16 protein-coding genes and 1 pseudogene are annotated in these 20,544 nt (G+C 68.3%); 3 read left to right on the top strand and 14 right to left on the bottom strand.

The features are described 5' to 3' along the window. Positions 1 to 19: 19 nt before the first annotated feature. The 4 genes from A3862_RS20800 to A3862_RS20815 form a co-directional block, all read right to left on the bottom strand. Positions 20 to 1,828, bottom strand: coding sequence for an ABC transporter ATP-binding protein (locus A3862_RS20800; RefSeq protein ID WP_043757312.1), 1,809 nt, complete (start codon positions 1,826 to 1,828; stop codon positions 20 to 22). Positions 1,829 to 1,846: 18 nt separating this feature from the next. Then, positions 1,847 to 2,443 carry a TetR/AcrR family transcriptional regulator gene (locus A3862_RS20805; protein ID WP_043757309.1) on the bottom strand — a complete coding sequence of 199 codons (597 nt, stop codon included), beginning with the start codon at positions 2,441 to 2,443 and terminating at the stop codon, positions 1,847 to 1,849. A gap of 773 nt (positions 2,444 to 3,216) precedes the next feature. After that, complete coding sequence (locus A3862_RS20810) at positions 3,217 to 4,908, bottom strand: methyl-accepting chemotaxis protein (protein ID WP_053608520.1); 1,692 nt, start codon at positions 4,906 to 4,908, stop codon at positions 3,217 to 3,219. Positions 4,909 to 5,632: 724 nt separating this feature from the next. Continuing rightward, positions 5,633 to 7,795, bottom strand: coding sequence for a putative bifunctional diguanylate cyclase/phosphodiesterase (locus A3862_RS20815; RefSeq protein ID WP_205782298.1), 2,163 nt, complete (start codon positions 7,793 to 7,795; stop codon positions 5,633 to 5,635). 1,204 nt (positions 7,796 to 8,999) lie between these two features. On the opposite strand from A3862_RS20815, the gene A3862_RS20820 reads away from it, so the two are divergent. After that, on the top strand, positions 9,000 to 10,463 hold the full coding sequence (locus A3862_RS20820) for a methyl-accepting chemotaxis protein (RefSeq protein ID WP_053608518.1): 1,464 nt from the start codon (positions 9,000 to 9,002) through the stop codon (positions 10,461 to 10,463). An 801-nt stretch (positions 10,464 to 11,264) separates the two neighbouring features. Beyond that, positions 11,265 to 11,534, top strand: coding sequence for a hypothetical protein (locus A3862_RS20825; protein ID WP_111474375.1), 270 nt, complete (start codon positions 11,265 to 11,267; stop codon positions 11,532 to 11,534). 336 nt (positions 11,535 to 11,870) lie between these two features. Here the strand turns inward: A3862_RS20825 and A3862_RS20830 are convergent, their stop codons facing one another. The 9 genes and pseudogenes from A3862_RS20830 to A3862_RS32640 all read right to left on the bottom strand — a co-directional run. Then, positions 11,871 to 13,514 (bottom strand): LysM peptidoglycan-binding domain-containing protein, encoded by a 1,644-nt coding sequence (locus A3862_RS20830; RefSeq protein ID WP_052083608.1) that lies wholly within the window; start codon positions 13,512 to 13,514, stop codon positions 11,871 to 11,873. Between the two features lie 102 nt (positions 13,515 to 13,616). Continuing rightward, positions 13,617 to 14,096 (bottom strand): YidB family protein, encoded by a 480-nt coding sequence (locus A3862_RS20835; protein WP_043346035.1) that lies wholly within the window; start codon positions 14,094 to 14,096, stop codon positions 13,617 to 13,619. 177 nt (positions 14,097 to 14,273) lie between these two features. Further along, on the bottom strand, positions 14,274 to 14,657 hold the full coding sequence (locus A3862_RS20840) for a CsbD family protein (RefSeq protein ID WP_043757297.1): 384 nt from the start codon (positions 14,655 to 14,657) through the stop codon (positions 14,274 to 14,276). Positions 14,658 to 14,730: 73 nt separating this feature from the next. Next, positions 14,731 to 14,934, bottom strand: a complete 204-nt coding sequence (locus A3862_RS20845; protein ID WP_043346039.1) for a CsbD family protein — start codon at positions 14,932 to 14,934, stop codon at positions 14,731 to 14,733. 82 nt (positions 14,935 to 15,016) lie between these two features. After that, positions 15,017 to 15,940, bottom strand: a complete 924-nt coding sequence (locus A3862_RS20850; protein ID WP_043346041.1) for a hypothetical protein — start codon at positions 15,938 to 15,940, stop codon at positions 15,017 to 15,019. 46 nt (positions 15,941 to 15,986) lie between these two features. Next, positions 15,987 to 16,493, bottom strand: coding sequence for a CsbD family protein (locus A3862_RS20855; RefSeq protein WP_043346042.1), 507 nt, complete (start codon positions 16,491 to 16,493; stop codon positions 15,987 to 15,989). 67 nt (positions 16,494 to 16,560) lie between these two features. Then, a complete protein-coding gene (locus A3862_RS20860; protein WP_075380195.1) occupies positions 16,561 to 16,734 on the bottom strand; it encodes a CsbD family protein in 174 nt (57 codons plus the stop codon). 93 nt (positions 16,735 to 16,827) lie between these two features. After that, a complete protein-coding gene (locus A3862_RS32635) occupies positions 16,828 to 17,016 on the bottom strand; it encodes a LuxR C-terminal-related transcriptional regulator (RefSeq protein WP_374701288.1) in 189 nt (62 codons plus the stop codon). 75 nt (positions 17,017 to 17,091) lie between these two features. Beyond that, positions 17,092 to 17,298, bottom strand: a pseudogene (locus A3862_RS32640) (helix-turn-helix transcriptional regulator); the annotation flags it as partial. Between the two features lie 211 nt (positions 17,299 to 17,509). On the opposite strand from A3862_RS32640, the gene A3862_RS20870 reads away from it, so the two are divergent. Next, the gene (locus A3862_RS20870; RefSeq protein WP_124263002.1) at positions 17,510 to 17,830 is read left to right on the top strand and encodes a hypothetical protein; all 321 of its coding nucleotides are present in this window, start codon (positions 17,510 to 17,512) and stop codon (positions 17,828 to 17,830) included. Positions 17,831 to 18,370: 540 nt separating this feature from the next. Here the strand turns inward: A3862_RS20870 and A3862_RS20875 are convergent. Continuing rightward, complete coding sequence (locus A3862_RS20875; RefSeq protein ID WP_043757291.1) at positions 18,371 to 20,323, bottom strand: YgiQ family radical SAM protein; 1,953 nt, start codon at positions 20,321 to 20,323, stop codon at positions 18,371 to 18,373. Between the last annotated feature and the right edge of the window lie 221 nt (positions 20,324 to 20,544).

Genomic DNA, 20,544 nt, shown 5'->3' on the forward strand with positions numbered 1-20,544 from the left:
CGTCCGTGGGTCGGGTCCGTCAGGCCGCCTTGCGCACGAGGCGCGCGTAGGCGCCGTCGCGGGCGAGCAGGGCTTCGTGCGTCCCGCACTCGACCACCGTCCCCCGGTCGAGCACGACGATCTGGTCGGCGCGGCGCACGGTCGAGAGGCGGTGGGCGATGGTGATGGTCGTACGGGGCTTGGCCGGGCGGGCGAGGGCCTCGACCATCGCCCGTTCCGTCGCCGTATCGAGGGCGCTCGTCGCCTCGTCGAGCAGCAGCACGCGCGGGTCGCGCAGGATCGTCCGGGCCAGCGAGAGGCGCTGCCTCTCGCCGCCCGAGAAGCGGTGACCCCGCTCGCCCACGGCGGTGTCGTACCCGTCGGGGAGCGCCGCGATCAGGTCGTGCAGTTGGGCGATGCGCGCCGCCTCGACCATCTCGGCCACCGTCGCCTCGGGCCGGGCGAACAGCAGGTTCTCCGCGACGCTGGCATGGAGGAGGAACGGGTCCTGCGTCACCACACCGAGGATGTCGGAGAGCGAACGCGCGCTCAGGTCGCGCACGTCGACGCCGTCATAGAGCACGGCGCCCGCGTCGACGTCGTAGAGGCGTGCCAGGAGATGGCCGAGGGTCGACTTGCCCGAGCCGGTCGCGCCGACGATGGCGGTGTGCGAGCCGGCAGGGATGTCCACCGTGACGCCGCGGAGCGTGGCGGGTCCCGACCGGTCGTAGGAAAACGTCACGCCGTCGAGGCGCACGTGGCCGGTGACCTGCGCGGGTTCGAGGATGACGGGATCGGGCCGCTCGGTGATCCCGGCCGGCTTGTCGAGGTACTCGAAGATGCGCGCGAACAGCGCCCGCGTCTTCCGGACCTCGACGCCCGTGCGCAGCACCTCCTCCAGCGGGAACAGCATCTGCTCCTGCAGCGCGATCATGGCGACGAGCGTGCCGACCGTCATGGCCGTCCCGGCGTTCATCATCCAGCCGCCGAGGAACAGGGTCAGGGCCGGCAGGGCCTGCAGAACGAGATCGATGACCGACCACTGCCACTGGCCCGCGGTGTGCGAGCGGACCTCCAGGGTCGCCACCTCGCGCGAGGCCCGCGCGAAACGCTGCGCCAGGTGCGGCGAGCGCCCCATCGTGCGGGCGAGGACGATGCCCGAGACCGACAGGGACTCCTGCACCGCCGCGGTCATCTCGGCGATCCGCTCCTGCTGCGCGTAGGTGGTCTCCTCGCGCATCCGACCGACGCGGTTGCTGATCCAGGTCGCCAACGGCAGAACCAGGAACGAGAACAGGGCAAGCCGCCACTCCAGCAAGAGCATGGCGACCGCGGTCATCGCGACCGCGCTGGCGTTGCGCGTCGCTTCGCCCGCGGTGTGCGTGACCAGCGCCTGGAGGGCGCCGATGTCGCTCGCGATGCGCGCCTGGATGTCCCCGCCCCGGGTCGCCGTGAAGAAGCCGAGCGGCAGCGACTGGAGGTGGGCGTACACGCGGACCCGGAGGTCATGCATCAGCGTCTGCCCGACCTTCGCGGTGACGAGGGCTTGGAGCACGCCGATGCCCGCTGCCAGCGCGGCGAGGCCGACGAGGCTCCCCGCGAGCAGCCCGAGCAGGCGCACGTCGCCCCGCGGCAGCGCGACGTCGATGATCTCCCGGAGCAGGAACGGGGCGGCGAGCCCCGCCGCCGTCGCGAGCGCGATCAGCCCGAGGACGAGGGCGATCCGGCCCGCGTAGGGGCGGAACAGGCCGAGGACTCGCCCAGCGGAAACGTGCCGGGCGGCCAGGTCGTCGTATCCCGTCAGGTCATCCGGCCCGTCCGCCCCGTGGGCGGGAGCGAATCCGTGCATCGAAGTCGATCCCATCGCTCAGCCCCTGTCCCCGCCCGAGGCTGGCTTCGGTTCGGCCAGGGTCATCGCGATGAGCCGTGCGCGGAGCGCGCCGAGTTCCGGCACCGGGTCGGTCGGCTTCTCGCGCACGAGGTAGGCGATCCATGCGCCGTCGGCGGCGAGCCGGACGAACTCCAGGTCGGCATCCCCGTCGGTGTCCCGGTGACGGTGCAGGCGCTCCGCGAACCAGTCCGACACCATCCGGCGCAAGGTGGGCTCGGCGAGAATCGAGATGTGTAGGGCAGCCCACTGGCCGCCCTCGGTGATCATCGGGTCGTGCAGGGTGATGTCGACGTAAGCCCGCGTGTACCGCCCGTACGGACGAGGATCCTTCGCCATGGCGGCGTCGATATCTGCGTCAAGCTGCGCGATGAGGTCGGCGACGACGCCCTCGACCAGCGCCTGCTTGCTTGGGAAGTGGTGGAACAGCGCCCCTTTGGTCACGCCGGCGGCGTGGCTGACCGCCTGCACCGTGACGGCGGCCAAGCCCTGTTCCAGCGCGAGCTTGGCGGCGCAATCGAGGAGCGTCCGCCGGACGAGCTCTGGCTGCTTCTTGCGGTTGTAGGCGGTCGCCATGCCCCCTCCTTGACGCACGGCAAATCGGCGCCGCCTCAAAGATACCTACCCAACGGTATCTTTCAAGTCGAGTGCTCCATCCAGTGCTTCCCAAGGCTTCCCCCTCGGCGAGCGAGCCTGCCGATGTTCGCACTGCGTGACGTGACGAGGAGTTTTTAAAGCCCACCCGACTGCATCCAGCCGGTATCTTCTGGCGTCCGGAAGCCGCCGAGTGGCTCGGATCGGCCATTTTTTGGCGCGTCAGGTTTCCGGCCAAGCTGCGCGGTAGTTACCGGAGCAGATGAGCCAGAGGACGCAGTCAACTGCCTCCTGGGGTTGTGTCGCCTGTCGGTTCTGGCCTGTCGCTCGCTGTTGCAGCAGCAGTCCTCGTGAGGGGGGGACGGGATGCTGACGCAGTCCATCACAGGGATGACACGGCGGCGCTGGCAGGCTGACCGGCCGTTTGAAGGGCACACCAAGGCAAGCCTACAGCGGAAGCTCAAAAACCCGGCCGTGCGTGTTACCGATAGGGAGCAGGTGCACCAAAAGATCGACGCTTCGCGAGCGGGACCCGATCTCCACGTAGCGCGTCCTGGTCCGCGCTGCTCTTCGGCGTCCGTGTCCGCTTTCGAAACTAAAACATAATGATCCAAGCGGCCGGGTCGGGTTGGGTCGGGAGCGAGAGGACGGCTTGAGGTGGTTTTCTGCCCGTCCGCTTCCGCTCGAAGATGAGGCGGAAGCGGACGTTCAGGGATTCGGTCGGCCTCTTACGTGCTCGCGACGAGAGGCTCGTCTCAGGCGGCACGCACGGTTGCGAGGAAGCGGCTGACCTCGGCGCCGAGATACTCGGATTGCCGCGACAGCTCCGAGGCCGCCGACAGGACCTGCGAGGCCGCCGCCCCCGTCTCCTCCGACGCCTGCGCTACGCCGGCGATGTTGCCCGTCACCTCGTTGGTGCCGGTCGAGGCCTGCGCAACGTTGCGCACGATCTCCTGGGTCGCCGCACCCTGCTCCTCGACGGCGGCGGCGATCGAGGTGGCGACGCCGCTGATCTCGCGGATCCGCCCGGTGATGCCCGCGATCGACGTGACCGCCTGGCCGGTCGAAGCCTGGATCTGGGCGATCTGCCCCGAGATCTCGTGCGTGGCCCTGGCAGTCTGCTCGGCCAGCGCCTTCACCTCGGAGGCGACCACCGCGAAGCCCTTACCCGCAGCCCCGGCCCGCGCCGCCTCGATGGTGGCGTTGAGGGCGAGAAGATTGGTCTGGCCGGCGATGTTCGAGATCAGGCCGACGACGTCGCCGATGCGGGAGACGGCGGCGCTGAGTTCCTGCACGCGCAGGCCGGTCTGATCGGCCTCGCTCACCGCGAGATGGGCGAGGCTGGCCGACCCCTGCACTTGGCGGGCGATCTCCTGCACCGACGAGCCGAGTTCCTCGGCCGCCGCCGCCACCGTGCTGACGTTGGAGGCGGCCTCCTCGGCCGCCGCCGCCACGGTCGTCGACTGGCTGGCGGTCTCGGTGGCCGTGGCGGTCATCGCCTGCGCGGTCGCCTGCAGCTCGGTCGCGGAGGACGACACCGTGCCGATGATCCCGCCGACCGCGGCCTCGAAGCCGTCGGCCATCTGCCGCATGCCGGCCTTGCGCTGCTCTTCGGCGGCCAGGCGCGCCTGCGCGGTCTCCTCTTCGAGCCGGCGCGTGCGGATCAGGTTGTCCTTGAACACCTGAACGGCCGCCGCCATCGCGCCGATCTCGTCGCGGCGCGCGCGGTGGGGCACCGCGCCGCTCGTGTCGCCCGCGGCGAGGATCGTCATCGTGCCGGTCATCGCCTGGATCGGGCGGGACACGCGCAGCAGCACGAAGGCGGTCGCGCCGCAGGCCGCCAGCACGCTCAGCACAATCGAGAGATAAGCCGTCACGGTCGCGGAATCCGTCGCCGCCATGGCGCTGTCCGCATCCGCGCGCGCGCCGCGCTCGTTCAGGGCGACATCCTTGACCAGGGTGTCGCGCGCGGCGTTGTAGAGGTCGATGTTGGCCGGGTCGGCCATGAGCCGGGCACCGTCGGCGCTCTGGCCCGCCTCCGCCAGGCGCGCCGCCTCGCGGCCGACGGTCTGGTAGCGCTCCCAGGTGGCGCCGAACGCGTCGTAGAGAGCCCGCTCCTCGGCGGACGAGATCAGGGGCTCGTAGGTCGTCCGGGCGGCCGCGAGCGCCACGACGGCCTCATCGATCTGCCGCGCGTTCTCGGCCCGCTGCTCGGGGCTGCCGGACAGGGTCAGAGTCCGCAACTGCTTGATGCGCACGTCCGCGGCCGCGGCGCGGATGTTGGTGATCGCCACGACGGAGGGGAGCCAGTTCGTGGCGACGCCCGTGACGTTGGCCCGGATGCCCGAGAGCGTCAGAGTCGTGAGAACGGCTTGGCCGGCGCACAGGAGCGCGAGGAGGCCGAAGGCGGCGAGGAGTGACGCTTTGACTGTCAGGTGAAGGCGCATGATCCGGTCCTGGACGGGGCACCCCGCACGGCCGCCCAGCGCCTGCCGGAGTGGAGGCGGTGACGCGGCCACACGGGCAAGATGGGGGAGCCTGGATCGGCTTCCCGCCCTCACAGGCAGCCCACCAAGCAACCTGCTCTTCGCCGGGAGAGCCTTAATATTTATATTCGAACCGGCTATAGGTTGCTTCTTCGGCGATCAACCAATGGTGATTGACCCCGTCAATGTCCTGCACTCAGATCTTATTAGATCCATCAGAAGTTGTTACCCGTGGAGCCGCGAATCGACGCGCAACCGTCATCCGATCGGCGCTCGTGCGCGTCTAGGGGATGAAGCTGCACCTTAGCGTCGAAGCAGTCGGTCATGTGCCGGCATCAAGCGTCCGCTTGAGGAGTGCCTGACCGGCAGCTTGAATGCCTCCACTGGGCCGGAAGCGGGAGGGCCTCTCAGGATGGGTTCGGGACGATCCGCTCCCCGTTCTGTCTGGGGCGTAAGCGGACGCCCTTCAGACGTGCGCGGTTTATCGCGTCGGCCGAACGGCAGCGCGGGCGGTTGCACGGAAGCGTGCAACCGCGTCACCGACAGACTTGGACCGGCGCGACAGCACCGAGTCTGCCGACAGGATGGCCTGCCGCCGACCTCGTTTCTTCCGACGCCTGCGCGCCGTCAGCGATGGTGTGGAGCGCAGCATCCCTGCCGGGTGAGGCCTGCGCGACGCAAGGCATCAACGGGCAGTCAATGCGGCCGGCATGTCTTCCCTGATCCTCAGCCCGAACCGATTGGCAAAGATGTCAGCCGGCATCGGCTTGCCGAATAGGTAACCCTGCCCCTCTTGGCAGCCCTTCGTCCGCAGGCGCGTGTACTCCGCCTCGGTCTCGATTCCTTCGGCGATCACGTCCAGCCTGAAGCCGTGGCCAAGCTGCAGGATCGCCCGCACGATCGTCATGTCCTGATGCGATGCCAGCTTTCCCGTGACGAATGAGCGGTCGATTTTTAAGCGTGTCAGCGGGAAGCGCTTCAGCAGGCTGAGGGAGGCGTAGCCGGTGCCGTAATCGTCGAAGGCGATGCCGACCCCGACCTCGCGGAGGTTGCGCAGCGCGACGACCAGTTGCGCGTCGTGGCGCAGCACGATGTTCTCTGTAATTTCCAGTTCGAGACCGTCTGCCTGCAGTCCGCTTTCGGCCAGAGCGACTTGAACCGTCTCGGCGAGGTCCCCGCGCTGCACCTGGGCACTGCATAGGTTCACGCCGATCCGGAAGCGTGCGGCGCCCGCTGCGCGCCACGCCACGGCCTGTCGGCAAGCGGTGCGCAGCACCCAGTCACCGACTTGTGCGGCGTAGCGACTCTTGTCCAACACGTCCAGAAACGCCCCGGGCGCGAGGAGGCCGCGCTCGGGATGCTGCCAGCGGATCAGCGCCTCGGCGCCGGTCAATGCTCCGTCCCGCATGCGGACCTGCGGCTGATAGAACAGCACGAATTCGTCATTCTCCACGGCACGGCCGAGCTCGTCCCGCAGCGTACGCGTGCGCTGGGCCCGCTCTCGGAGCATGGGGGCGAACAACCTGTAGCAATGTCGCCCCTCGCTCTTGGCTTGGTACAAAGCAAGATCCGCACAGGAGAGGAGATCGTCGGCATTCTCGCCATGGGCCGGCGCGAGGGCGATGCCGACGCTCGTACCGACCCGGAGGGTCTGCCCCGCGTGCTCGAACGGCTCCGCGACCGCCGTGATGATCGCTTCGGCGACCGCGGCCGCACGCAGAGGATCCCCGATGTCAGGCATGATGAGCACGAACTCGTCACCGCCCAGCCGGGAGACCGTATCGATGGGGCGCACGCAGGCCAGCAAGCGTGCAGCCATCGCCTTGAGGGCGGCGTCGCCCGTGGCATGCCCGTGGCTGTCGTTGATCTCCTTGAAGCCGTCGAGGTCGAACATCAGCACGGAGACGGCCCGCATGGCCGTGACGATCTCGGTCAACCGCTCGCGCAGCACGGCCCGGTTGGGCAGTTCGGTCAGGGGATCCAGATGGGCGAGGCGGAACAGGCGCTCCTCGTTGGCGCGCCGCTCGCGAATGTCGCGGATGATCGCGCCGAAAGCGGGTTGTCCCTGCTCCTCCCAGCGCGACAGCGACAGCTCGATCGGGAATTCCGTCCCGTCGCGGTGCCGCGCGGGCAACTCGACGGTCTTGCCGAGGAGACGGGGTTCACCGCCGGCGGCGATCCGGTGCAGACCGCCGTCATGGCCCCTGCGCATGCGCTCGGGCACGACCAGATCGATCGATTGCCCGACCGCCTCGGTGGCGCAGTAGCCGAACAAGCCTTCGGCGGCATCGTTCCAGAAGGTGATATGGCCCGCAGCGTCCGCGCAGACGATGCCGTTCGGCGAGGTGGATGCAATCTGGAGGAAGCGCGCGTGACTTGCCCGCTCGGCAACCTGCAGCCGTCGCAGTTCCATGCGGTCGAGGGCGAGGTCCGCCAGATTCCGCAGGATCGTCTGATCCGCGGCGGAGAAGCCGTGATGTGGCCGCGTATCGACGAGACACAATGTGCCGACGGCGTGGCCCGACGGTGCGACGAGCGGGATCCCGGCGTAGAAGCGAATATATGGCGGTCCAACAACCAGCGGATTGTCGCAAAAGCGTGGGTCGAGGGTGGCATCGAGGACAACGAGAGTGTCGCGCTGCGCGATGGTATGGGAGCAGAACGCGACCTCCCGGTCCGTCTCACACAGGTCAAGGCCGACCTTGGCGTGAAAGATCTGCCGGCTGCGGTCGACCAGTGAAACAAAGGCGGTAGGGACGTCGAACAGGCGGGTGGCCAAGCTGACGATCTGCGTGAAGGCAGGTGCCGGCACCGTATCGACGAGATCATACGCGGCGAGTGCTGCCACGCGGTCGTCTTCTTCGATGAGGACAGGTGGCCTCATAATGGTTTCCGAGTGTGTGTTCGTCTGTTTCTAATTTAAAATTGTTAAAAAAATACCTAAGGTAGGCAGCGCCGCGAGTGTCGCCGACGCTGTAGCGGTCGCAGAATTGCCTCCAGGACTTTTGCATCAATCGGTATAAAGCTTGAATTTTTCAGAAATAGGTCAATTTTGATTCAACAAGCTGGCGAATGATCCAATGCATGTTAGGTCATGACCCCTTCAGTGAATCATTTCGACGATGGCAATCGGCGCTTGCGAGCCGCCGAAACCTCGCTCCACGGTGCATCGGATACCTCCCGAGAGGATAGAATCCGCACGCCGTTTCGTAGCCCTTCCTCCATCAGTCTGCCGGAGTTGTCGGTGGTCTAGCGGGGCGTCTGCTTGCGGAAACGACAGGGAACCGTCGGGGCGGCCGGGTTGGGTCGGACACGGGAGGGCCGCTCAGGGTGATTTCTGCCGGTCCGGTTCTGAGCGCGAAGGCATCGAAGCGGATGTTGCCGCTCGCCCACTAAAAGCCTGCCCCGATGATCAGAAGATCAGATTACGGACAGCCCGATCCCGACTGTGCTCGATCGAGACTGAGGCTGACTTCCGAAATACCAAAGAAGCAACGGAGAGAGTCGACAGGCCTGTTTGACCCAACCCGATCACGGAAATTTGAACCACACTACTTGTAGTAGACTTGGTAAACACCCAAGAGGTCCAAGAATATAGTTTTATAAAGGCTTTATATAAGATTTTGGGGCGATAGGGGCGAAAGAATCTCTACGACCCATACATGAAAGAGAATGACGCAGGCTCGGCCGATTTTTGACCCGCCCGGACGACCCATTCGACCGAGAGGCGCAAACAGCATCCTCGTCGGCGGCTTCATCCTTCTCTGTGGGCTCGGCCCTGCCACCCTGTCGCTCAGCCCGCGGCACGATGAGCCTGTCGCGGTCTTACGCCTCAGCCCTGATGAACTGACGCCTGCGGCGATCGCTGGTGTCGACGTTCGGATTCTGTGGATGTCGCCGCGCGGGCACATCCTGATCCTCAGCTCTGCCCCACCGAATCTTGTGTGGGCGCTCTACCGAGAGGGCGCGACCCTTGTCGTTGCAGCTACCGCGGTGAGCGGCTGCTTGCCCAAGGCCTCTGCGTCATCATCCACGATTGGAACTCACCAGCTATGACGCCTGTCAGTAACCTCGCGGCGCTGCGCCACGCCTTCATGCCTGTGATGCTTGGGGGGCTGGGCCTGCTCTATATCGTGGCCGTCCTCACGGCCTGGGCCACGGACGCCAATCTTGCTGCTGCGGCTGCTTTTGGAGGCGCACTGATCGTCGTTGTCGGACTGGTCGCACGCGTCAATGGCCCAGCGGCGATCACACGCCAGCTCTCTTCCGCTGCAGCCATGTCGCTCGTTGGCTTGGTGGTGTTCGGCACGGCAGGAACGCATCTGCAAATCGACATGCACATGCTGTTCTTCGCTGCTCTCGCCGTCGTGGCCGGCTGGTGTTGCTGGAGCGCCATCCTTGCAGCCACGGGTGTGGTCGCTATCCATCATCTCGCTCTGAACGTGCTCTATCCGGCAGCCGTATTTCCGGACGGCGCTGATTACACCCGCGTCGTCATCCATGCCGTGATCCTTCTTGTCGAGGCCGGCGCGCTCATGCTGGCGGTCAATCAATTGGCGAAGGCGATGACGGCATCCGAGCATGCCACGGCGGAAGCCACGCGCAACGCTGAACTCACCCGGAAACTTGCTGAGGCGCAGGCTGTCGAGAACGAACTCAAGTTGCGCCGGGTGAGCGTGCTGGCCGTGATGATGACGGAGTTCGAGCACAACGTCTCCGCCCTTGTTCAGGGGCTGGCAGGCGCGGCCACCGAAATGGAGGCCACCGCGAACGCTATGGCGGTTACGGCTGCCGAAACCACAGAGCAGACTGTGGCCGCCGCCGGCTCGGCGCTCCAGACGTCGGTCAACGTCCAAACAGTCGCCGCAGCCAGCGAGGAGATGTCCGCGTCCGTGCAGGAGATCGTCCAGCAGGTCGGCCATTCAGCCGGTGTCGCCTATCAGGGCGTCGACAAGGCGAAGCAAACGGACCTTACAGTTCAGAAGCTTACCGTCAGCGCCGAGCGCATCAGCTCAGTCGTGTCGGTAATCTCCAACATCGCGTCGCAGACCAATCTGCTGGCGCTCAACGCCACGATCGAGGCGGCACGCGCTGGCGAGGCTGGGAAAGGCTTCGCCGTCGTCGCCGCGGAGGTAAAGCACTTGGCTGGTCAGACCACGAAGGCAACCGGTGAGATCGGTGAGCAGGTCGCCGAGATTCAAGCCGTGACGCATCAAGCGGTCTTGGACATCCAGGACCTGGAACGCGTCATCGGCGAGATCTCAGACACATCCATTGGGATCGCAGCAGCAATGGAGCAGCAGGGCGCCACGACGCAGGAGATCGCGCGGAATGTGGCTCATGCCGCGCAGGGGACGAGCCTCGTGACGGCGGCCATGACCAACGTGCGCGAGGGTGCAGGCCAGACGAGCGCCGCGGCAACTCAGGTGCTCGGTGCGGCCCGGGAGCTTGCACATCATGCGGAGAACCTGACGCAGGAAGTCTCGCGCTTCCTGGCAGGCGTGAAGGCCGCCTGATCTGCGCTCACTGATGGTGTCCGATGTCTCGCGCTGTTTGTTTCGAGACGACAAGTTGAAGTCGGCTCCCACCTCGAGCCGAAATTGCCGGACGGCGGACGAAGGGCTGCTTACGGGAAGGGCGCATGGCGCTCGATCGGCGACGGGTTTTCGCTCTTGGAGGAACGTGAGCGGGAATTCGGCGCCTTCGCACGCCTGCAGGCACTGGCAGCCACGAAGGATTTCGCGGCGGGGCACGACAGCGAACGCGATGCACGCCTGAAACGCGAAAGCTTCAGCCTGACGGAGCGCGGAACCATCCGGCGGTGCGTCGAGAACGGTTCTCTGCGTGATCTCGGGCGCTCGGACGAGACCGGTCGGCAGCGCTTCCGCGCCGTGGCCCTGCGGTATGGCGGCCAACGCGGGGGAGGGCGCGAACGGCTTCGAGCTCCGGCACACCCCCTGCTCGGCCGACCAGATCTCCGTCGTCCTCCGTCAGGTCGTCAGGAGCCGCCGGAGGATCAGGTCCGGCGGCCGGCCCACGTCGGCAGGCCAGGCCGGTCGCGTCACGAAGACCTGACGCGGCGAACGCCCAGGACAGGGGCAACCCTCTCTTCCATCGACGGCTCGCTTCCGTTCAAGCAATGTTCATTTTCGTCATCGCGGAGCATCGACGCGAACGGATCGTCATTCTGTAGTATGCCTCGGAAATTCAAGTGGTGAAATTCATGGAAATTTGCACCACGGCATCTTTATGACGCGCTCTGAATACCTAAATCGTCGCTGCGGCCACGGAGATGCCGCGGAGGGAAGATTATCATGATGAAGCGTCTCGCTGTGGCCGCTGTGGCGGCGAGTGCCCTTCTGGCCGCCGGTCAGGCGGCCGAGGCGAAGGGCTGCATCAAGGGTGCCATCGTCGGCGGCATCGCAGGCCACTATGCCGGGCACGGCGTCCTCGGCGCCGTCGGTGGCTGCGCCGCCGGCCGCGCCTTGGCCAACCGTCAGGCCGAGCGCCAGCGGACAGCCCCGTCCGTGAATACCGGTGGCCCGGTGCGCCCCTCTCAGGGCACCGGCGGCTACGTCAGCTACTGAACCGGAGTCGGCGCCGCGTCAGCGCGCGGCGCCGCACGGGCGCGGCCCTGCACTGCGACACGCAGGCGGCTGGAGCATCGACAAGATGCGTCCTTCGCACGCGCCCGGACCGTCCAAGCCGACAGGGAGGCGCCAGGGGCCGGCACGGAGTGCTCGGCAGCGCTTGGCCATGCCATCCGGCCCTGTCACGTCGCACAGGTCCGGTTGGTCGCTGTATCGGACCGGCCTGGCGGCGTCATAGCCGTCCCGAACCGAGGTTGACCCGCCGCCAAGACTAACCCAGACAACCCCGCCCACGCGGCGAAACCAATCTTCGCAGCATGGGAGATGACCCAGTCAATCGCGCTTGCCGGTCTGGCCGGCGTCGACGACGTACTTGTCCGGGAGCACGAGGACCTGTCCGGGATAGATGAGGTCCGGATCGCGGACCTGGTCTTGGTTGGCGTCGAAGATCAGCGTGTAGCGCTCGCCCTCGCCGTAGGTCCGGCGGCTGATCGTCCAAAGATTGTCGCCACGCACGATGCGGGCTGTCTCGATCCGGGGGACGTAGACCGCGGCGGAGCCCGCCATGGCCCCGGACGGAACGTCAGCCGCCAAGCTGCCGGTGCCGGTGGGTCGCGCCGGGTCCGCCGGATTCGCGCGCGGCGCCGCGGCATCTCCGGGGGGCCCTCGCTCCGACGGGTTTGGCACGGTGATCTGCGGAGCTCCGCCCTGTTGGGTCGCCGCGTATTCCACCCCCTCGTCGTGGCCGGCACCGGGCGCCGTGAACGGCACCTCTGCCCGATCCCGGACCTTGCCCGTCACGGGATCGACCAGATCGAGCCGGACCGTGTAGTGGCCGGGCTTCACGCCCTGGCCGATGGTGAATGTCACGGTGCCGTCGCGGCCCACCGTTGCCGGGGCGACCGGCGAATCGTTCAGGTAGAGCCGCAGGCTGGCCCCGGGGGCTGCCCGTCCGGTGACGAAGAGCTTGCCTCCGTCCTGGGCATCGATGCTGACGACCTTGGGCGATGCCGTCGTCGCGTCGGCGACGGGCTTCTCGGCCGGGCGAGCCCCTCGGGGTGTGGGATCGGTCGGCGACGTCGCCCCGCCTGCTCGGCGCGCGCCGGTCCCGATACCCGTCGTCGGGATGCCGGCATCGGCGCCCGGCTCGTCTCGCCCGGCGTTCGGCGGACCCGGCACCGTCGTGGGAGCCGGGTTACCCGGGGCCGGGCCGTCCGGCCGGGACAGGATCCGGGTCGGCGCGTCGGGCGACGACAGAGCGACGAGGGGTTTGGCATCCCGGGCCGGCGCGACCACCACCGCGACGCGGGTCGACGACCGTTGCGTGTCGCCCTTCGCATCCGTCGAACGCAGCCCGATCTCGCTGCTCCCGGCCGGGAGGGGCGGTGGCGTGAGGGTGAAGTGCCCTCCGGCATCGGCCTGCGCGCGCGCCACGGGTTGGCCATCGACGAGCACCTCGACGGACGCGTTCGGCGCCGCCCGTCCGGCGATCACGGCGTCGCCGTTCGGTTCGACGCGCACGACGTCGAACCCCGGCGCGGCCGATGCCGACGGGCGCGAAGGCGGACGGTTGGCCGGTGGGCCGGGCTCTTCGCGCGTCCGCGCCGACTGGGTCGTCCTCTCGTCCGCTTGGCTCGGCGTGCGGGCGGTCCCGGTGTCGGACGGCGGCAGGGCGGCGAGCGTCTGGCCCGCGCCGTCCGGCGCGCGAGACACGACCCCGAAGGTCGCGTCATGGCGCTCGTAGACGAGCCCGGCCAGCCCCGTCAGGATCAACAGGCACACGAGCCCGATAGACAGCCCCCGCCTGCCGCCGGTCGTGCGGGGGGCCGGCACGGGAGCCGCAACCGGGACCGGGACCGCGGTCCGTTGCATGAGGCGTGTCCGCGGGCGCCGGCCGAGCAGGGCCACGACCACACCGAGGCCGGCAAGCGCGGCGATGAGCGCCGTGATGAGGATGCGACGCAGGGCGGTGATCATGGCGTGACGGTTCCCCCGCATCGTGCAAGCTGCCGCCTGATGCCGGCCCTGGTCGGCTGCCCGGCCGCCCCATGGTACGACCGGGACGTTCGGGTCTCGCTGTCAGGCGAAGCGGCGGCCGTCCGTCGCGTAGCGGTCGATGGCGGACGGCAGTTCGCGCGACAGGCGCGAAAGGATCTCCGAGCGGCTCAGGCCGGTCTGCTGGGTGAGGTGCTCCAGGGTCAGCGGGCCGATGGCGCGCTCAAGGTCCGGCTCGGCGATGTCGCGGTTGGCGCCCTGATTGACCCAGGACTTCGCGGTCTCGCCGTGGCCACCCTTGGTGAAGTGCTCGACGAGCTCGGCCAACCCGCTGGCCAGCAGGCCGCCGACCCCGGCCGAGCCGACCCCGCCGAGCACGCGCTCGAGGTTGGAGGGAGCCGCGGACCCGGTCGCCGGGGAGGTCCGCGCCACCGGCGGCACGACCGACCCATGGGCATCCCGGGCGGGGGTGCCGAGCCACTCCGCGATCTTGTCCCTGTTCTGGTAGCCCGCCACCGCGAGCAGGCCCAGCAGGGCGGTCATCGAGGGGTATCCCTTGCTCATGTCGCGTCCTTTCCGTGATGGATCGGCAGAAATCGCCGGGCTTGGCGGTCAGTAGCCGCGACGTGGCGGCGTGGTCGCCCGGCCGGTGACGCGGCGCGTGACGAAGGCGATTACGCGCGGCAGCAGGAAGGCGGTCAGAAGCTTGCGGATCATCGGGATCTCCAGGTTGGCGCGGTGTCAGCGCGAGGAACGAGCGAGCCAGCCGAGCGCGAAGGCCACGCCGACGAAGGCGAGCAGCGTCGTGGTGCGGTTGGCATCGGCATAGCGGATCGCGCGGCGGCCATTGGTCTGCACCCGGCGGCGGGCCTCCTGGGCGACATGGCGGCCGTCCTCGATGAGGTCGTCGGCGCGCTCCCAGACCTCGTGAGCGAGGTGATGGCCGTCCTCGGCGAGGTCCTCGGCCCGGTCGCGGGCGCGGCCGTAGGCGTATTGTGCGCCGCCGGCCACTTGATTGGCGGCGCCGCGCACTTGGCGGACCGGATCACCGGTCAGGCCTCCGACGGCGGTCTGGGCGCGACCCTGGAGGTGACGGGACGCGCCACGAATCTGGTCGCGGTTCATGGTTCACTCCTCTGCTCATCGGACACGGCTCTCTCGGGCGGCGCCGGCCGTACCGGCGCCGCTGGAGTCGCGATCAGTGCTTGCCGGTGACCTTGTCGGCGAGGTTCTTGGCGCCGTCCTTGACGTCGCCCACGGTCTTCTGCGCCTCGCCCTTCAGCTCCTGCGCCTTGCCCTCGGCCACGAGCTTGTCGTTGCCGGTCACGTTGCCGACGCCCTGCTTGACGTTGCCGACGGCCTCGTTGGCCAAACCCTTGAGCTTGTCGGTGGTGCTGCTCATCGTGCGCTCCTGCTTCGCGAGTGAGGCCGGATGCTCCGGCCGGTGAAGACCCCCGCCCGTCGGCGGGGGCCGGTGAAGGGGTTCAGACGCGGCGGGCGTCGTAGGAGGAGAGGAGCGTCGCCGGCTTCGGGGCGCCGAGGCGACCGCCGAAGAAGGCCGCCAGCGCGCCGAGGATCAGGGCGATGGCGGCGTAGAACGCGCCCTGGGTGGCGGCGGACTTCGCCGTGACGGCAGCGGCCTCAGCCTTCTGCTTGGCGGTGGTGACGGCCTGCTCGTACTGCTTCTGGTAGTCGTCGATCTGCGCCTTGGCCTGGTCGGGCGAGATCCCCTGGGCCTTGGCCAGCGCGTCGGCGGCGCGGTTCTTGGCCTGCTCCTTCTGGGCGGGGTCACCGGTCAGCACGGCGCGCACCGCCGCCACCGCGGCATCACGAGCCGCCTGCGGGTCCTGGCCGGCGGCCTGCTGGCGGACCTTGTCCTCGATGCCGTCCAGCGGGTTCGAGATCTTCGACAGCGACGGCGCCGCCGCCTGGGCCGCCGTCTGCACGGTGCCGCCCACGAGGTTGCCCGCGCCGCCGAGCGCCCCCGAGACGGTGCTCAGCGTGCCGCCGACCAGGCCGCTGGCGGCCGAGGTCAGCAGGTAGAGCACGACCAGCGTCGTCACCGCCCAGGACACGAGACCGTGCAGGGCGGCCGCGCCCGGCAGGGGCTTGCCCGAGAGCCGGCCCGCGATCAGGCCGCCGGCCAGCGAGGCGACGATGCCCGAGGCCACGAACCAGATGCCGGCGCCCATCGAGACGGTGGAGGCCGACGGGTTGTCGGCGGCGGTGGTGCCGACGGAGGCCAGGCCCACCCCGACGCCGACGAGGTTCACGATGACCTGGGTCACCAGGGCGGTGACGGCGCCGGCGAAGATGGCCCCCCAGGACACTTGGTTGAGCAGCACGGCACGCGTGTCGGCCTGCGTGGCTGTCGTGGCGAGGGGGGAAGCGGTCGTCTGGATGGTCACTCTTTCACTCCGGGTCTTGGGTCGTTCGAAGTCGTGGGTCGGCGGCTCAGTCGCGGGTGCCCGAGACGAGCAGGCCGAGGCCGAAGCCGACGGCGCCGGCGATCAGCAGGGAGGCGAGGGGGTACTCGGCGACCTGGCCGCTCACACCGCCCTGGCCATGGCGCAGGGCGCGAGCGCCGCGCTCGTAAGCGTCTTCCGCGTAATCGGAGGCGTCGTCGGCGGCGCGGCGCACGGAGCGACGGGCCCGGTCGAAGTGGTCCTCGGCGGCGCCCTGCGCGCGGCGCGCCCGATCCTCGACGTCGTCGGAGCCGACGAGGCCGCCCACGGTCTCGCGAATTCGGCCGCCGATATCGCGGGCGGTGTCGGCGACGTGCTCGGCCGCGTCACGCACGGTGTCCTTGGCCTGGCCGTAGAGGTTCTCGGCCTGGCCGGCCGCCTCGCGGGCGCGCCCCTCGACCGAGTCCCGCCGCGAGCCGGTCAGATCGCCCACCGCGCCCTGCACCTTGCCGCCGATTTCCTTGGCGGCGCCCGTGATCCGATCCGTGTCAACCATGTGGTTCTCCTTGCGTGATGGTGGTGTGGGTCGGCGCCTCCGCGTCGGGGCGCCGGTCGAATTCGCGTCAGTCCCTACCCGGCTTGGCGGGCTGGATCCCGACGGACTTGGCGGCGCGGGCCTCGCGCTTCTGCCGTCGCCCCTCGGCCTCGACCCGGATGTCGCCGGTGAGCTTGCCGAGGGCTTCTTTGACTGAGCCCTTGAGGTGCTCGGCGGAAGTGGAACTCCTATCTTCGGCCATGGGTGCTCCGTCGTGTTCGAGAAAACCCTGCACCGACGATGAGATGATCGTCCCGTCTCCGTGTTCAATGAGCAAATTATACCAGTACGGTAATCATTTTGCTCCAGAGACTTGTATCGGAAATCCGTTTCCTCGACCCCAGACGACCGCCTCCGACCCTTTGCGGACGCCGATCTTGCGGTGGATCGCGGCGTCGTGATTGCGTGAGAGGTTGAGCGTGCGGGCGTTGGCCGCGTTATTCCGGCCCGCGCAGACGAGGTTCAGGATCTGGCGCTCGCGCACCGTCAGGTTGACGGCGGATATCTTCGCCCGACCGACCTCCCGCCTTCGCAGGTTGGCGAGATTCTCGATGGCGCCACGGTCGCTGCGGTCGCGCAGGCAGAACCGGTCCCGGTACGCGTCCATGGTCGGCCCGAGCTCGTTCAGGCTCTCGGCACCCTGCATCGCCGGGGCGGCCGCGTTGGCACACCACGCGCTGGCCCAGTCGGGCTGGACCAGGATCTCGCCCTCACTCAGGCCGGCGATGATGGGCCGGAGTTCATGCCTGTCGACGTCCGCCGTCACCGCTTCCCAACCCCGTCCCGCGCTCACTGCCCCTCCGGCAGCCGGGCACAAACGGGTTGCGCACAAGCAGGTTCCAAAATTTATGTTATTATCCCGGTACGCACGTATCATTGACGCGGGGATCTGCGACTCAAGATTGATGCTCATCGCGCCTGCGGGACCGCCGGATGGTCCTGGGCGCCGCCCTCAAGACGACGGCGAGCCCACTCGCGTGCCCCATGTCGCCGAACAGTTTCGCTCGCCCGCCGTACACGGTGCCGTGATCTCGCCTGCGCGCGACGAAATCCGGCGAGGTCTGCGGAATTACTACTTAGACGTCGCGCTGCCCGATGAGAAATTCCCGTTGGCGGCCTCTTTCCGGCGCCTCTTGGAGGCGCTGGACACGGCCGAGACGCCGTCGGGCCACGGCTTCGCGGCCGAACTTGTCGCGGGGGTGCCGCATCTGCGTCGGTCTGCGCTGTCGCTGAACCGCGACGCCACCGAGAGCGACGACCTCGTGCAGTACACGTTGCTCAAGGCCCTGGAGCATTGAACCAGCTAGCGGCCCGGCGCTGCCTCGAAGGCGTGGCTTTTCACGATCCTGCGCAACAGGCACCGCGACGACCGGATCAGGCACCGGCGGGAGGTTCCCGACCCGGACGGTTCGCACGCGGCAGGATTGTCGAGCCTCGCCGACCAGCAGCACCGGCTCACCCTGCAGGACGTCCAGGGGTGCGCGACCGGCTCGAACTGGCCGGGGGAGCTGGCCCTCGTTTTCCGTCTCCAGCGGGGCCGGGATACTCAGGATGAAGGCGCTCGCGTCGGACTTGGCCCTCGCGCCTTCCCGGCCCGCAATCCTGCATCAGGGTCCACGACCCCGAAGCGCAGGTTGACGGCGTCCTTCGTGTCCCTCGGATCGAAGGCGCCCGCGTCGCCACGCGCGACCGCGCAAAGCCATCCGATTCCGAACACGCGCAAGCCGTGGCCATTGGTCCGCGCCCGACATCCATGGATGTCCGCGCTCGATCCATGTGGATGCAGCCTCGGTCGAACGCAGCTCTCGGAACATCCGTCGATCAGCCGCGCGCGGCCATCACTTCCTCACCGGCACGCCCTTCGTGGTGAAACGCGGCGCACCCGGATGGCGCATGGGGCGCGGCTGGCCACCCGCCTTGCCCGCACCGGCGCCCGTTCCCGGCGGCTGCGAGAGCGGAACGAGCTGGTCCGGCCTCGGCCCGATGAGATCCGCGCGACCCATCGCCCGCAGCGCCTCGCGCAGCAGGGGCCAGTTCTCGGGATCGTGGTAGCGCAGGAACGCCTTGTGCAGCCGGCGCTGCCGCATCCCCTTGATCGCGTCGACCGGCTCGCTGCCGCCGCGCCGCACGCCCTGCAACGGGTTGATCTCGGTGTGATACATGGTCGTGGCGGTGGCCATCGGCGAGGGCAGGAACGTCTGGACCTGATCGGCGCGATAGTCGTTCTTCTTGAGCCAGAGGGCGAGGTGCATCATGTCCTCGTCGGTCGTGCCCGGATGCGCCGCGATGAAATACGGGATCAGGTAGTATTTCTTGCCGGCCTGCTTGGCGGCGGCGTCGAACATCTCCTTGAAGCGGTCATACGTGCCGATGCCCGGCTTCATCATCAGGTCGAGGGGGCCGCGCTCGGTGTGCTCGGGCGCGATCTTGAGACGGCCGCCGACGTGATGGGTCACGAGCTCCTTGACGTATTCGGGGCTCCGGACGGCGAGGTCGTAGCGCACGCCGGAGGCGACCATGACCTTCTTGACGCCCTTCACCTCCCGGACCTTGCGGTAGAGCCGGATCAGGTCGTCGTGCGAGGTGTTCAGGTTCGGGCAGATATCCGGAAAGACGCAGGACGGCAGCCGGCACGCCGCCTCGATCTTCGGGTCCTTGCACGCCATCCGGTACATGTTCGCCGTCGGCCCGCCGACATCCGAGATCACCCCCGTGAAGCCCGGCGTCTTGTCGCGGATCTTCTCGATCTCGCGCAGGATCGAGCCCTCCGAGCGGTTCTGGATGACGCGGCCCTCGTGCTCGGTGATGGAGCAGAAGGTGCAGCCGCCGAAGCAGCCGCGCATGATCGTCACCGAGAACTTGATCATGTCCCAGGCGGGGATCTTCGCGTCGCCGTAGGACGGATGGGGGGCGCGGGCGTAGGGCAGGTCGTAGACCGCATCCATCTCCTCGCTGGAGAGCGGGATCGGCGGCGGGTTCAGCCACAGGTCGCGGTCGCCGTGGCGCTGGACGAGCGGGCGGGCGTTGCCGGGGTTGGCCTCCCGGTGCAGCACCCGCGAGGCGCGGGCATAGGCCTCCTTGTCGTCCTTGACCTGCTCGTAGGCGGGGAGCCGGATCACGGTCTCGCCGGGGCGGCGGGCGGCGGCCTCGTCGGTCGAATCGAGATCGTCGGCGGGCAGCTCGGTGTAATGCTCGGGCACGCGGCGGAACAGGGCGACGCCCCGGACGGCGTCGAGTTCCTGCGGCGCCTCGCCGGCCGCGAGACGGTTCGCCACCTCGACGACGGCGCGCTCGGCATTGCCGTAGATGAGCAGATCGGCCTTCGCGTCCGCGAGGATCGAGCGGCGCACCTTGTCGGACCAGTAATCGTAATGGGCGATGCGGCGCAGCGACGCCTCGATACCGCCGAGCACGATCGGCACGTCCTTGTAGGCCTCGCGGCAGCGCTGCGTGTAGACGATGGTCGAGCGGTCCGGCCGCCGGCCGCCTTCGCCGCCGGCCGTATAGGCGTCGTCGTGGCGCAGCCGGCGGTCCGCGGTGTAGCGGTTCACCATCGAGTCGAGATTGCCGCCGGTGACGCCGAAGAACAGCTTCGGCTTGCCCAGAACCTTGAACGGCTCAGCCGACTGCCAGTCCGGCTGGGCGATGATGCCGACCTTGAACCCCTGCGCTTCGAGCAGCCGGCCGATGATGGCCATGCCGAAGCTGGGGTGATCCACATAGGCATCGCCCGTCACCAGCACGATGTCGCAGGCGTCCCATCCGAGCGCCGCCATCTCGGCGCGGCTCATCGGCAGGAACGGCGCCGCCTTTCCGGCGGGCGGCGGTTGGCAGACGATGGGTGCCAAGGGTCGGTTGGCGGGCGCGTGGAGTTCCATGGGGTCTATGCATAGGCCGCCGAGGCCGCGAGCTCAACGAACCGCCAGAGGGAAGGCGGCCGTCGCCCCTGCATCAAACGCCAAGAGGCCGCCGGCACCGCCGCGGCCAAGGTCACCCGCCGATCCGGCCATGC

The organism is Methylobacterium sp. XJLW, assembly GCF_003254375.1.
GTDB lineage: Bacteria > Pseudomonadota > Alphaproteobacteria > Rhizobiales > Beijerinckiaceae > Methylobacterium > Methylobacterium fujisawaense.